Consider the following 14,092-nt stretch of genomic DNA (forward strand, 5'->3'; position numbering starts at 1 on the left):
TTTATGAAGCCGATTTGCTTTATTATCATCATATTCGCCTGTTTTACTTCTTCCTGTTATAAACAACTGAATGAGGATATGCGTTCCGGTATCCCGGATAACTACCTCAATACACCGGAGGGCTTTAATGCCGGCGTAAACAGCGCTTACAGCTATTTGCGCGCCTGGTATGGTAACCAGATGGGCGCGCAGTTAACCGTGTATGGCACCGATACTTATACGTGTGGCAGCGGGGAGCTGGCATTGGATGCCTATAACTTCAACCTTACACCCGGCAGGGGGTTTATCTCCAGTCCGTGGAATGATCTCAACCTGGCAGTGAACGCCTGCAACGCCGTGATCACGAGGGCGCCGCTGGTACCCATTGCAGAAGGAACGCGAAATGCAAAGGTGGGAGAAGTACGTTTCCTGCGGGCTATGTATTATTTTCTGCTGGTGCAAACCTGGGGACCGGTGAACCTCTCGCTCACAGAAACCACCGAGGTAACTACGGTGGCACACCGTACACCTGTTGACAGCGTATACAAAGCCATTATTGCGGATCTGCAATTTGCTATCGCTAACCTGGGCGCCACCACTACAGAGTATGGCCGTGTTACAAAACCTGCCGCTGAAAACCTGCTGGCGAAAGTATACCTCACCCGGGCAGGCACCACCGCCCGGCAGCCGGACGATTACCAGCAAGCCGCCACGCTGGCAAAAAATGTGATCAGTAATTATAAATACCAGTTGCTGAATAATTTTTCAGATGTGTTTGCACAGGGTAGTGGGGAGAAGAATCCGGAAGTTATTTTCGCGGTGCAATACAGTAAAAATGTATTGACCAATGGCGTTGGTAATCAAACTCACCTGTTTTTTATTATGAGCTATACTTCCCTGCCAGGAATGGCCAGGGATCTGGCCAACGGAAGACCGTATTCGTATTTCAGACCTACCCGTTTCACCACAGACACATTGTTTGATAAGGCACACGACAGTCGTTATGAAAAGAGTTTCGTTACGGTGTATTATTGCAATAACCCTGGCGCCTATACGATTAACGGTAAACGCGTAACCCTGCAATTGGGCGATACCGCCGCTTATTTCCCGGGCCGTGAATACACCGCCGCAGAAAGGAATGCGGTTAACTATACCGTTATTGCCCCCAGCCAGTATAACCAAACCAATTTTCCAACGCTGACCAAGTTCCTCGATCCGCAACGGCCCGACATTAATAACGAAGCAGGTTCCCGCGATTTTATTGTTTCCCGCCTCGCGGAAACGTACCTCGTGGCCGCCGAAGCGCTGATGATGAGCGGCCAGGCCGCAGAAGCCGTACCGTATGTAAACGCTGTGCGTAAACGTGCCGCCAAACCCGGCGCTACTGCAGAAGAAACGGCCGCCAACCAGGCCGCAATGGAAATAACCGCCTCCGACCTCAACATCGATTTTATCCTGGACGAAAGAGAACGGGAACTACTTGGTGAGCATCACCGGTGGTTCGATTTGGTTCGTACGGGGAAATTGCTGGAAAGAGTACGGCTGCATAATCCTACCGGCGCACCAAATATTAAACCCTTTCATGTACTAAGACCTATACCGCAGGATCAGATAGATAAAACAGCAGGTGGTATCACCGCATTTCCACAAAACGATGGCTATTGATAATGTAACATCTTAAAAAACATTTTATGATCAACCAAATTATGCGCTGCATTACTATATGCATCACTTTCCTGTTGCCCTACATCACGCTTTCGGCGCAAACAGAGAGCCCCTGGGGTGTTTGTGCCCATGCACAAAAAAATCCGGAATGGCCTATGATTGATAATGAACTGCTGAAATGCCAGCAGGCAGGTATCAAATGGATGCGGGTAGATATACAATTCTCCTATGTGTGCGCTACCGCAGGTGTTATGCAGTTTACCCGGTATGATTCGCTGCTGCTCAAGTGCCGGCAGTATGGTATCCAGATCCTCCCCATCTTACAGGCGTTTGATTCGGAGATCACCAAACCCCGGCCGGATATGGTGCCTATTTATAATCACCTGCCCGAATGGCGGGCGTTTGTAAATGCGGTGGTAACCCGCTATCACGGCGACATGAAATACTGGGAGATATGGAATGAACAGGATGGCGGCTTCTGGAAACCCAGCCCCAACGCGGCGCAATACGTACCGGTGCTGAAAGCTGCCTATGAAGAAATAAAGAGTATTGACACAGCCTGCTCGGTGATCGTTGGCGGTCTTTCCGGATGGAATACCGACTACCTGAAAAGCATGTACAACGCCGGTGCAAAAGGCTACTTCGATAAAATAGCTGTTCATCCCTATGGCTATGCAACAGACAAAAGCGCCCGGATCATCCGTATGCGGAACGACTTCTATGCAGAAATGAAACTGCGCGGCGATTCGGGTATGCCTGTCTGGATAACGGAGTCCGGCGGCTCCTCCTTTGTGGCGCCTACCATCCAGAAGCAGCCGCAGTTTGTTGTTAAAGCCATTCGTTATGCTTTGCATAAGTTAGGAAAAGATACTACCTCCTTCAAAGTAGGGATTGCGGTATCACCCAGGGTCCCTAACCTCGATGAGGTGGAAACGTGGCGTTCGTGGTTGCCGGGCATCACCCTGGTGCCTATCCCGTACAGCCAGCTGGCAACCGTTGATCCCGCGGAGTTCCCCGTGATACTGGGTTCTGAATCCACCACCACCGATCAGCCCCTGCTGGAACCTTTGCGTAATTATGTGATCAACGGCGGATTAATGCTGGCCGTGAATGTATTGCCGTTCTATTATACCGGTATTCAGAACCCGGATGGTACCTGGAGCAATGTATCGCAAACAGGGATTACCTATCCTTATTTCAGGCTGGGCTTTGAAGCTTTCTGGACTAAACCCGGTATACCGCAGAGTACTACCCGGATTGCTGTAAGTCCTGACGCCCTGGCAGGAGGAGTGCCGGCCTTATCCAATGTACTTGTTGACCGTTTTATCAGCCCCAAAAACCTCCAGCCGGGCGATACCTATTATCCTGTTATTCATGCGTACAACAGCACCGATGTAAATATAGGAGAGGCCATGTCGTTGTTTACTTATGGCGATTGGCAGGGAGGCATTCTCATGGGTACCGCTTCGCTGGCGGGAGGTTATACCGAAAGCGACCAGGCTAACCTGCTGCAACGGGTATACCTGAATTATTTATCGTTAGGGGTGGAGAAAATATTCTGGTACGACCTGCATAACGATGGCAACAATGCCGCAGATAAGGAAAGTAATTTCGGTTTGCTGAGATGGGACTTTTCACCCAAACCATCTTATAATGCCTATAAGGAAATGACGGGGTACCTGGGTAGTAGCCCGCGGTTTGTTAAAAGACTTCCCACCGTTGATAATGACATCTGGGCGTTAGCATTCCGGAAGCAGGAAGACAGCACCGCGGTGCTGGCCGTATGGTCTGCCGATACAGCGGTTACTTACAATGTGTTACACAGGGACAGCCTCATCGCTACTTACAAGGGTGCCAAAGTACGTTTCATTGTATTGAACGATTCAATAGGCGCCTATAAAATTGGCATTCCCGGTCACCTGAGAATGGATTCCATTGCCTGGAAGCAATATGGAGATGCCGACTTTGCATTGACTGCCGGCAGTGATAACACTCTTTTGCCCATTACCTTTTCCGGCGGCAACCCTGCACTCACCAGGGTTTACCGGGACAGCAGCGATAATAATCAATGGAAGATGAAGATCCTGGGCGCGGGTACCGACACTATTACCGCTACCCAGTGGGATTATAACGTATATCCATCTGCAGAAAAAATTCAGAGAACACTGGTGATCAGCCCGGCCCTGTTAACGGCTACCCCGAAAGATACCAACAGGATATACGGGATGCCCAATCCTGCTTTTGAAATAGATTACACGGGATTTGTTTACAATGATGATTCAACCGTTATCATCCAACGCCCGGTGCTAACATCCACGGCTACACTGTATTCCTTTCCGGGGCAGTACCCGATTACTGCCACCGGGGCCGCCGCGGCGAACTATTCGTTTATTTATAATAGCGGAACGCTTACGGTGGGGGAAAGTACCAATAGTACCAAAGGAACGCCCAATGTACTCACCGGCGTATTCCTGGGTAGCACTACTTTAATGTCCAGCATGTTCAGCACTTACGCAGGAACGGCCTTTTATCAGCTGGTGGATTTAAGTGGCAGAAGGATCTTTGCACAAAACGTTACCTTACGGAAGGGGATAAACGTGTTCCAGTTCCAGGTACCCAATGTAGCAAGAGGAATTTATATAGCTACGGTTACCACGCCCCGCTGGCGTATTTCCGTTAAGATATTCAAATAGAAGGCGCCTCGTAATAATAGCGGATTAAAGCGGATTTTGTCTTTCTCAGGATTACGCTGATTTTGCTGATTTACTTTTTGGATTTTTTTGATTAATAATAATTAAGGGAGATAAAAGCGAATATATCCGCTTCTATCTCCCTTAATCTTTTATAAAATCCAAAAAGTAAATCAGCAAAATCAGCGTAATCCTGAGAAAGACAAAATCCGCTTTAATCCGCTATTACTCCACTGGCTGCAGATACTGCGCATAGGCATAGCCTTCTTCGCCTGCATCTGTGCGAACCAGCCACCACTGGTCACTTTGTTTACTGATCAGCGAAATAATTTCATTGTGTGCTGCTTTTCCTACAATAGGCTGGTCGGTGCCGGGGCCTTTGCGGATATTCAGGTTAGATGACTCTGTGATCACTTTCAGTTTAGCGCCTGCTACAGCAGTAGCTACATTAATATTCATCACTACATCGCCGGTGAGGAAGTTGGGATCAATTTTTCCGTAGATGTTCCACAGCTGGTCCTTTACAGCGCCGGTAGGTGCTTCGCCTTCTATATGCAATACACCATCCAGTTCGTTTACTTTCAGGTTGCTGGTACCTGCCGCCTGTGCTGCATCAATCAACTCTTTGTATTTATCCTGTAATGCTGCCATGATTTTTGTATTTAAAGAGAAAGATTATTTTACTTTTAAACCGGAGGCATCTACCTTTTTAGGTTTCAGGGCATCCAGCGCCATTTTCAGTTTCTTCCAACGGTCAGCTTTCTGTTCGCCGGTAATGATAATCACTCCATCTTTAACATCTGCCTGGATACCAGGAAAGTCTTTCACAATGCCTGCTACCGCTGTTTTCAGCGCATCGTCGGCAGTAACTTCTACCGGTGCGGGCGGTGGCGGAGGAGGGGCTACGGTAACATTGTTAACAACACTCTTAACACCCTGGTTCAGCTTAACAGCAGCTTCTGCTGCATCTTTGTCAGCCTGGCTGGCAACAGATCCGGAAAGAGTAACTACGCCATCCTTAACATCTGCACTAACACCGGGAGAGGACTGTAATGCAGTGGTTACTGCAGCCTGTATGTCTGCATCCTTTGGTTTCGATTTGCAGGAAATCATGAACAATAGACCCACGGAGAGGATCACTGTGGTCAGGTGTTTCAGTTTCATAATCATACTGAGGTTTTAATGATGAAAAAATACGTTCTTAAGTTAAGTATCTTTTTTCATCTGGCAATAAGCCTGTAAGAGTTGTTTATTTTTTAATAGACGCTTCCTGTCTTTTTAACCCGATTTTAATTGGACTGTCAGCCGTATTCAATTAATTTAGTTCAACTAAAAAAACTCCGGACCCATGAAGAAGTGGTACCTGTTATCATTCCTGTGCATCCTGTTTCGCACCGCATCAGCACAACAAAACGAGCAGATAGCTACTCAGTTTTTTGAGCAACTCGGTAAAGGAAACTGGGATGGCGCCAGGGAAAATATGGATGCCAATATGAAAGCAAAGGTAACGCCGGACATGATGAAAGGGATCTGGCAACAGCTTGAACAATCCTTTGGGAAGTGGGAGGCTTTTATCTCCCGGAAAACAGCAAAGGAAGCCGCATATGATATTATACTGGCAGATAACAGGTTTGGCAAAGCTATTATCACGTTTCGTGTGGTGTTCGACAGCAACCACCAGATCGCCGGCTTTTTTAGTGCCGGTACCAAACTTATAACTACCGCATTGCTGCCTTATGAAGAAACTGATACGGTGACTACCGCAGACGGGGGTATCCTGTATGGCGTGCTTACAAAGCCTGTAGCGAAACAACCCTGGCCGGTGGTACTCATCGTTTCAGGATCGGGACCCACTGATCACAATGGTAATAACCCGTTATCATCCACTACCAACGGTAACTCTTATCAGCAGCTGGCAACGGCTTTAGCTGCCAATGGCATCGCTTCCGTGCGTTACGACAAACGCGGCATCGGTCAAAGCACCGGCTTCAAAAAAAGTAACAGCGCTACCTCGCTCGATGACTATACGGATGATGCCATTGCCTGGATAGATCATCTGCAGAAAAATACGCGGCAGTTTAAAAACGTGGCGGTTATCGGTCACAGTGAAGGGGCGTTAATAGGTTTGATGGCTGCAGGCCGCAGGAGCTTCAAAAGCCTGGTGTCTTTATCCGGACCGGGGGAATGTATGGATAAAGTATTGCTGGCGCAGTTAAAACCGAAACTGGCCGATTCGCTGTACAACGACGTAACCGTGATTTTAAATGAACTCCGGCAGGGTAATAATCCGCAGCAGGTACCGGCGGCATTAAGCACGCTGTTCAATCCCTCCTTATATACTTTCTGGAAAAGCACTTTTCACTATGATCCCTGTGCATTGCTGCCGGCTGTAAAGATGCCGTTCTTTATAATCGGCGGCACCAATGATGTACAGGTACCGCCTGTGCAGGCGGATATTCTCCACAACTGCAAACCGGGTTCGCAGCTACTGATAATCAAAGGAATGACGCATGCGTTGAAAGACACCGCGCCGCTTCCCGCCGGGAATCAGGCGCCGTTGCCACTGTCGGCGCAATTAGTGCCATCACTGGTGAAGTTTATAGTGAATTAACTATACCGGTCGTTGCGCCACGGGTAGGCGGTATTGGAGTAACCCCTTTCTTCCCAGAAGCCCAGCTTGTTGGCGGTAAGGAATTCAATGCGGTGGATCCACTTGGCGCCTTTCCATGCATATAGTTCAGGGGTGATCATTCTTACCGGTCCGCCGTGTTCTTTGGGTAATGGTGCGCCTTCAAAGGTATGTACCAGTAACACATCGGGTTTCAGGGCTTCTTCCAGCGACACGTTGGTGGTGTAATCATCGTAGCCGTAACAGAGTATATGCGTGGCCGTGTCCTTTGGTTGTACCAATGCTGCCAGGTCCAGCAGGCGAACGCCTACCCAGTTCATATTCAGCTTCGACCAGGTGGTAACGCAATGAAAATCGGAGGTGTCGGATGTTTGCGGCAGTGAAAGGAAATCTTCCCAGCTTAATGTTACCGGGTGCTCCACGGCGCCATCCAGGATAAGCTGCCATTCGTCCTTTTCAATTTCCGGTTGTATCCCCAGGTCCAGTACGGGCCATTTATGTGTGATGGTTTGCCCTACCGGTAATACGGGCATGCCATGCCGGTTAGGATTGCCGCTGCCTTTGGGTTTATTGTCGGCTACCGATGGGGTGAGCCGCATCTTTTCCTCAAAGCGGGATTTGAGCTTCATTCTCGCTTCTACAATACGCTTTAGTTTGTCCGCCTCTTCCATAAAATAATTTTTGGGTCTTCTGCTGTAAATATACGGATTTACGCCCATCAGGCGGTGCTTTCGGCGTAGCACCCCGGCTTACCAGGCTCTCCCTTATCTGAAAAAAGTCCGGGGCTCATTATACTTTGTTCATACAAAGTAGTATATTGTACGTACAAAGTAAACCAAATAAACGCGCGTTATGGAGGTCATTCAAACGATATTCAAGGAGATCATCGGATTCCTGGGGATTTCACAGTTAATAGAAGTATGTAAAACGGGGAATTACAAGGTATTGCTTACGCTAAACGGGATCTTCTCTGTCATTTCCCCGCTGGTGCCTTTTCTGCTGTTGCTGGAAATAGGACGGGCTATATTTTATAAGAAGTTTAAGATCGAAGATTATAAAATGCCCTTCCTGATCTTTGTGGCCAACCGGTTCATCTCCCGGTTCATTTCCATTGCAGCAGTGGCTTTCTGTATCGGGCTACTGGAGAAATATGCGTTGATCAACACTTCTCTTAAATGGTACTGGTTTATTTACGGATATGTGATCTGGGAATTTTCTCACTTTATTTATCATTACTACGGGCATAAGGTGCGTTTGTTCTGGTGCCTGCATTCTACCCATCACGCGCCGCAAACCATGAATCTTTCGGTTACTTATGCGCATTTCTTCCTGGAAGCGCCTTATGCAGACGTGATCCGCACCAGTATCTGTATCCTGATGGGCGTTAATCCACCGTTGCTTTTTATCATTATGTTCATCGATGGTACCTGGGGATCTTTCATCCATGTGGGTGAAAACCTGGTTAAAGACGGGCGTCTTGGCTTTCTCAATAAAATAATTCTGACGCCGTCGCACCACCGGGTGCATCATGCAAAGAACCCCTTGTATATGGATACCAATTTCTGTAACCTGCTTAACATCTGGGATAAAGTATTTGGCACTTTCCAGCCTGAAAAGAGGGATATGCAGATCGAATATGGTATTTCAAGGGAAATGAATCCCAACAATTTCCTGGATGTTTATTTTGGTGAACTGTACGGCTTGTGGCGGGATGTCCGGAAAGCGCCAGGCATAAAAAATAAGCTGCTGTACGTTGTAATGCCGCCGGGATGGAGCCATACCGGGGATCATAAAACGGCAAAAGTGGTGAAACAGGCTTTCCTCGAGGAGGCGCAGCATAAGCCATTGCGACAGCCAACAGCCGATCAGGTCATCTGATCAAACAGGTAATACAACGGGGATTCTTCCAGCACTACACGGGAATTACCGGGTGCATCCTTTTTCCATTTGATCAGCCGGATAGCGCCATCTGCTATTTCCAGCCCGGTAATATCGCCATCATTAAAACAGCAGCAGCCGGTGTTGAAATAGGAAGGGGATGCCATTGTTTTTACCAGCTGTTTCCCGGCATATTCTGCCTGTCTTGCTGCTAATGCTTTTTGTAAGATGGCTATTTCACCGGTATCTCCCTGGGCGCGGGCTTTGTCCAGTTGTTTCGTGAGCTTGTCGATATGATCCAGTGATGCAAACACGGGTTTGTGGGTGTGCCCTGAAACCAGGAATGTTTTTTTGTACTGGATGCTCCATTCGTACATCATGATATTGTGCCGGTCGGCCAGGTCGAAGGAATCGGACAGGGTATCCATCCGGATGTCAAAAAAGCGTTGTACGGGCGTCCATATGGCGGCTACAAACCATTTGCTGAAAACATTGCCGTCGCTGCGCAGGTCGCCCTGGTGGCCATGTGTGAGATAGATTTTGTAATCATGGTCCTGGTAGCGTGTTTGCAGGATCAGCCCTTCATATACTTTCAGTTTCTTCCCGAAGATACCTTTCAGGAATTGCTGCCGTGGTACGGCGTAATGCCACTCCAGGTCGTGATTTCCGAATACCCGGAAGTAACGTTGCTGCTGCAGGAAGCGGGCTTCTTCCAGCAAGGTGTCCCGGTTTTCCCGGATCACGGTTGCCGGCGGGCATTCCCACAATTCCTCGCAATCGCCGAGGTTAATAAAGGTATAACCCCTGTCGTAGTAATAACGGAGCGCGGCCACATAATTGGCTTCTGCGGCCATAAAGTCGTCAGCGCCATCTTTTCCGCCCTTATGTTGGTCAGAGAAAATAATAAATCGGCTATGTTCGTAATCAAAGGGAACGATCACCCCTTTTTGCCGGTTGCCTTTCAGGATTTCTTCATGAAGCTGGGATAGGGATGCAAATACCTGGGATTTATCCGGTTGGGATGAAAATCTGTTGGAAAGCCAGATAATAGGACGTTGGAAGAATTTTTTCACTGGATGCGGCACGCTGTATTTTTTTAGGAAGGTGGCTCAGTACCTTACCACGCACAAAAATGAGCGATTATCAATAACCGCTCAGATTTTTTTATTTTAATAAAGCCAGACCTGTTACAGTTCAGCTTTTTACTTCTTTCTTTACGTTAACGGCACTTGGACCTTTCTGTCCTCTCTCCACTTCAAAAGTTACCTTGTCTTTTTCTTTAATAAGTTCAGTCAGCTGGTTAATGTGTACGAACACGCTATCCTGTGTCTGCTGATCGATAATAAACCCGTAACCTTTGGACTCATTGAAAAATTTCACCACACCTCTGCGGATCAGTTCTGCTGGTTCTTCCGGCAATTGTCTGCCTGGACCGAGCTGAATGTCTTCCACATTAATTTCCCTTTTCCTGCTTGGATCGGGTGGAGTAGAGGAGATATTACCATTCTCATCTATGTAAGCCATCATATCTTCCAAACTCTTTCCTTTTCCGCTTTCTCTCTTTCGCTCTTCCTTTCTTTCCTGTTTATCCAGTCTTTGTTTCGCTTTTTTCTTTTCTTTTTCTTTTTTACCAACTGTTTCCTGGGATCTAGCCATATTTATGTATATATTTTGATACCTTACAAAGATCGGTTTTTTTTGCGTAAAAGGCCCGGAATATAAAGCAGCACAGCCTTTATGCACACGCATTTTGCCCCAGGACTCCCCATAGCGGCTATTCTATATTTTTTGCACACCGGGAAATAAACTCCTTCACAGTACTGATTATCATGATATTTTATTTGTGATCAGGGGTAATTATGATATCAACGGATTTCCATAGATTAGCAAACTGGTTTTTAATCCGCAACAAAATAAACCGCCTGAAAGTGGTGTGGTCAAAAAATTTAAAACGCTTATGATGAGAAAAACGGCCCTGGTTTTCCTTGCTGCTATAGCAGGAGAACAGGCAATGGCACAGGTAGACGCCGGCCTGTTCCGTTATTCTGATGTATCCCGGTCGCAGATCGCATTTTCCTATGCTAATGATATCTGGATTGTCCCGAAAACAGGTGGCACCGCCATCAAACTGATCTCCCCACCAGGAGTGGAAACCTTTCCGAAATTTTCGCCGGACGGCAGTAAACTCGCCTTCAGCGCCAACTATGATGGTAACACCGACGTATACGTGTTACCGGTAGCCGGCGGCGTACCACTGCGCCTCACCTCATATGGTGGCTCCGATCGCGTGGTGGACTGGACGCCCGACGGCAAACAGGTGCTCTTCGCCTCCGGCAGGGAAAGCACCAAAGAACGCTTCAACCAGTTTTATACCATCCCGGAAAGTGGCGGTGCTGCTACCAAACTGCCACTGGCCTACGCAGAATTCGGATCATGGTCGCCCGATGGTTCCAAAATGGCCCTGGTAACCCGCTCCCAGAGTTTCCGCAACTGGAAAAGATATCGCGGCGGTATGAAGGCGGATATTCATGTGTTTGATTTTACTAAACAACAGTCGGAAAACATCTCCGCTAAAAGTGAAGCAGGCGACGAATTCCCCATGTGGCATAATAACTTCATCTACTTCCTGTCCGATCGCGGCACAGAGAAAAGAATGAACCTCTGGCGCTACGATACCAATACCAAAGCATACGAACAAATTACCAGCTACAAAGACTATGACGTTCACTTTCCCTCGCTTGGGCCGGACGACATCGTGTACGAAGCCGATGGTAAACTGTTTGTGCTGTCGCTGAACACACAGCAATCCACCGAGGTGAAAATCAATATCACCACCGATCTTGCGGCACTGAAACCACGCACGCAACGCACGGTGAAATATATCCAGTCCACCGCCATCAGTCCCGATGGCCAGCGCGCACTGATAAGCGCCCGCGGCGATGTTTTCTCCGTACCTGCCGTAAACGGTTATGTGAAAGACCTTACCCGCACCAGTGGCGTGGCAGAACGCTACCCCGTATGGGCGCCTGATGGCAAAACCATTGCCTGGTGGAGCGATAAGTCGGGCGAATATGAACTCTGGCTGGCCGCCGCCGGAAAGGAAAATGAAGCCAGGCAAATCACGCATTACGGCGCCGGATTCCGCTACCGCCCGCACTGGTCGCCCAACAGCAGGCAAGTGGCGTTTATAGACCAGGACCTGAAAATATGGGTGCTGGATGTAACTAGTGGTAAAACCACGGCGGTAGACAAAGCCCTCCATTATTCACCCGATGCACTGGAAGGCTTCCGCTTCAGCTGGACTCCCGACAGCAGGTGGTTCACCTATAGCCGCGACATGGACAACGGTCATGAAGCGGTATTCCTCTTTGACACAAAAAATAACCAGCGCCACCAGGTAACCAGCGGCTTCTATGATGCCGCCCGGCCGGTGTTTGATGAAGATGGTAAGTACCTCTATGTACTCACTAACCAATCGTTCAAACCTACTTACAGCAGCATCGACAATACCTTCATCTACGCCAACAGTACTGTGATCGGCATCATTGGCCTGCAAAAGGAAACGCCCTCCCTGCTGGCTACCCGCAACGATGCGGTGAATGTAAAGGAAGATAAAAAGGAACCGGAAAAACCGGCCGCCAAAAAAGGAAAAGAGAAGAAGGAGAAACCTGCGGAAGATAAGAAGGAAGCCGCCACCAGCATCGACCTGGATAACATGGAAGCCAGGATGGTACTCCTGCCGGTGCCAGGTGGCAATTACTCCCGCCTGGGGGCTGTAAAAGGCAAGATCCTGTTCATTAGCAGCACGCCACCCAGCGATGAGGAAAGCAGCGGTGAGGCCACCCTGCAATACTATGATATCGCCACCAAACAGGTGAAAACCATCATCAAAGATCCGGGCCAGTACGAACTCTCCGCCGACAGGAACAAAATACTGATCAACAACGGCCCCTATGGCGTGATCGACGTAGCCGAAAACCAGAAAATTGATACCGCTATGCGGGTGGAAGAAATGGAAATGACCGTGAATCCTGCCGAAGAATGGAAACAGCTGTTTATGGACACCTGGCGCATGGAACGCGATTTCTTCTACGATCCCCACATGCATGGCGTAAACTGGAACAATGTAAAAGACAAATACCTGCACCTCCTGGAAGGCGCCCGCACCCGCGAGGAAGTAAGCTTTGTAATCAATGAAATGCTGGGCGAAATGAATGCGTCGCATACGTATAACTTTGGTGGCGACATTGAAGATGGTAAACGTGAAAATGTGGGCTACCTGGGTGTGGACTGGCAGGCAGATGGTAAATACTATAAAGTTAAACGCATCATCCGCGGTGCGGCATGGAATGCGGAAGCCCGCAACCCGCTGGACGAACCGGGTGTAAACATCCACGAAGGCGATTACATCCTGGCCGTAAACGGTGAACCACTCACCACCGCGCAGGAACCTTACAGTGCGTTCCAGTCGCTCGCCGGGAAAGTAGTGGAGCTTACCTGGAACAGCCGTCCTTCGCTGGAAGGCGCTAAAATGGCGATCGTAAAAACTATCGGCAGCGAATACCGCCTGCGTCACCTGGCCTGGATAGAAAGTAACCGCAAACGTATTGCGGATGCCACCAATAACCAGGTAGGATACATCTTTGTGCCAAGTACCGGCATCGACGGGCAGGATGAACTGATCCGCCAGTTTAACGGTCAATGGGATAAGGCAGCCCTTATCATTGATGAACGTTTCAACAACGGCGGCCAGATCCCCGATCGCTTCATAGAAATGCTGAACCGCAAGCCGCTGGCTTACTGGGCTACCCGGAATGGTACGCCTACCCAATGGCCTTCTTATGCGCATTTCGGACCAAAGGTGATGCTCATCAACGGCTGGAGTGGTTCCGGCGGCGATGCGTTCCCGGATTACTTCCGCAAAACAGGACTGGGCCCCATCATCGGTACCCGCACCTGGGGTGGCCTCATAGGCATCAGCAACACACCGGGGTTAATCGATGGTGGCATCATCACGGTACCATCGTTCCGTATGTTTAATAATGACGGCACCTGGTTCCGCGAAGGACATGGCGTAGATCCGGATATTGCAGTAGATGAAAATCTCGGTGATATGGCCAAAGGTATAGATCCGCAGCTGGAACGGGCCATCACAGAGATAAAGAGCCTGTTGCAAACAAAGCCTTACAAGGCGCCTGCACAGCCTCCTTATGAAGTAAGATAGCAGTTTATATCACTGACCGGTCGCTGC

At 48.7% G+C, this 14,092-nt stretch carries 10 protein-coding genes; 5 read left to right on the forward strand and 5 right to left on the reverse strand.

Translation table 11 applies throughout. From position 1 onward, the window contains the following. The first annotated feature begins 3 nt into the window (after positions 1–3). Together ACMXI2_RS11320 and ACMXI2_RS11325 are read left to right on the forward strand one after the other, a co-directional pair. Positions 4–1,644 (forward strand): RagB/SusD family nutrient uptake outer membrane protein, encoded by a 1,641-nt coding sequence (locus tag ACMXI2_RS11320; protein WP_483781695.1) that lies wholly within the window; start codon positions 4–6, stop codon positions 1,642–1,644. Positions 1,645–1,670: 26 nt separating this feature from the next. Further along, complete coding sequence (locus ACMXI2_RS11325) at positions 1,671–4,337, forward strand: MBG domain-containing protein (RefSeq protein ID WP_483781696.1); 2,667 nt, start codon at positions 1,671–1,673, stop codon at positions 4,335–4,337. A 222-nt stretch (positions 4,338–4,559) separates the two neighbouring features. Here the strand turns inward: ACMXI2_RS11325 and ACMXI2_RS11330 are convergent, their stop codons facing one another. Beyond that, on the reverse strand, positions 4,560–4,985 hold the full coding sequence (locus ACMXI2_RS11330; protein WP_483781697.1) for an SH3 domain-containing protein: 426 nt from the start codon (positions 4,983–4,985) through the stop codon (positions 4,560–4,562). 24 nt (positions 4,986–5,009) lie between these two features. Further along, positions 5,010–5,498: a BON domain-containing protein gene (locus ACMXI2_RS11335; protein ID WP_483781698.1), complete on the reverse strand. Its 489-nt coding sequence runs from the start codon at positions 5,496–5,498 to the stop codon at positions 5,010–5,012. A gap of 184 nt (positions 5,499–5,682) precedes the next feature. On the opposite strand from ACMXI2_RS11335, the gene ACMXI2_RS11340 reads away from it, so the two are divergent. Further along, positions 5,683–6,945 carry an alpha/beta hydrolase gene (locus ACMXI2_RS11340; protein WP_483781699.1) on the forward strand — a complete coding sequence of 421 codons (1,263 nt, stop codon included), beginning with the start codon at positions 5,683–5,685 and terminating at the stop codon, positions 6,943–6,945. Here ACMXI2_RS11340 and ACMXI2_RS11345 read toward each other — a convergent pair. Beyond that, positions 6,942–7,634 (reverse strand): molybdopterin-dependent oxidoreductase, encoded by a 693-nt coding sequence (locus ACMXI2_RS11345; protein ID WP_483781700.1) that lies wholly within the window; start codon positions 7,632–7,634, stop codon positions 6,942–6,944. The two genes, ACMXI2_RS11340 and ACMXI2_RS11345, sit on opposite strands and share 4 nt — an antisense overlap. Before the next feature lie 181 nt (positions 7,635–7,815). Between ACMXI2_RS11345 and ACMXI2_RS11350 the strand changes: the two genes are divergently transcribed. After that, a complete protein-coding gene (locus tag ACMXI2_RS11350) occupies positions 7,816–8,841 on the forward strand; it encodes a sterol desaturase family protein (protein WP_483781701.1) in 1,026 nt (341 codons plus the stop codon). Here ACMXI2_RS11350 and ACMXI2_RS11355 read toward each other — a convergent pair. Both ACMXI2_RS11355 and ACMXI2_RS11360 read right to left on the reverse strand, forming a co-directional pair. Continuing rightward, a complete protein-coding gene (locus tag ACMXI2_RS11355; RefSeq protein ID WP_483781702.1) occupies positions 8,829–9,914 on the reverse strand; it encodes a metallophosphoesterase in 1,086 nt (361 codons plus the stop codon). The genes ACMXI2_RS11350 and ACMXI2_RS11355 overlap by 13 nt on opposite strands. Before the next feature lie 121 nt (positions 9,915–10,035). After that, positions 10,036–10,497, reverse strand: a complete 462-nt coding sequence (locus ACMXI2_RS11360) for a cold-shock protein (protein WP_079469927.1) — start codon at positions 10,495–10,497, stop codon at positions 10,036–10,038. A 301-nt stretch (positions 10,498–10,798) separates the two neighbouring features. Between ACMXI2_RS11360 and ACMXI2_RS11365 the strand changes: the two genes are divergently transcribed. Then, the gene (locus tag ACMXI2_RS11365; protein WP_483781703.1) at positions 10,799–14,065 is read left to right on the forward strand and encodes a S41 family peptidase; all 3,267 of its coding nucleotides are present in this window, start codon (positions 10,799–10,801) and stop codon (positions 14,063–14,065) included. Positions 14,066–14,092 lie beyond the last annotated feature (27 nt).

Source organism: Chitinophaga sp. G7 BAM 1005 (assembly GCF_057126945.1).

Excerpts from the sequence above, each read along its gene's own strand:
- ACMXI2_RS11320 (WP_483781695.1), top strand. The coding sequence starts at position 4 with ATGAAGCCGATTTGCTTTATTATCATCATATTCGCCTGTTTTACTTCT.
- ACMXI2_RS11325 (WP_483781696.1), top strand. The coding sequence starts at position 1,671 with ATGATCAACCAAATTATGCGCTGCATTACTATATGCATCACTTTCCTG.
- ACMXI2_RS11330 (WP_483781697.1), bottom strand. The coding sequence starts at position 4,985 with ATGGCAGCATTACAGGATAAATACAAAGAGTTGATTGATGCAGCACAG.
- ACMXI2_RS11335 (WP_483781698.1), bottom strand. The coding sequence starts at position 5,498 with ATGAAACTGAAACACCTGACCACAGTGATCCTCTCCGTGGGTCTATTG.
- ACMXI2_RS11340 (WP_483781699.1), top strand. The coding sequence starts at position 5,683 with ATGAAGAAGTGGTACCTGTTATCATTCCTGTGCATCCTGTTTCGCACC.
- ACMXI2_RS11345 (WP_483781700.1), bottom strand. The coding sequence starts at position 7,634 with ATGGAAGAGGCGGACAAACTAAAGCGTATTGTAGAAGCGAGAATGAAG.
- ACMXI2_RS11350 (WP_483781701.1), top strand. The coding sequence starts at position 7,816 with ATGGAGGTCATTCAAACGATATTCAAGGAGATCATCGGATTCCTGGGG.
- ACMXI2_RS11360 (WP_079469927.1), bottom strand. The coding sequence starts at position 10,497 with ATGGCTAGATCCCAGGAAACAGTTGGTAAAAAAGAAAAAGAAAAGAAA.
- ACMXI2_RS11365 (WP_483781703.1), top strand. The coding sequence starts at position 10,799 with ATGATGAGAAAAACGGCCCTGGTTTTCCTTGCTGCTATAGCAGGAGAA.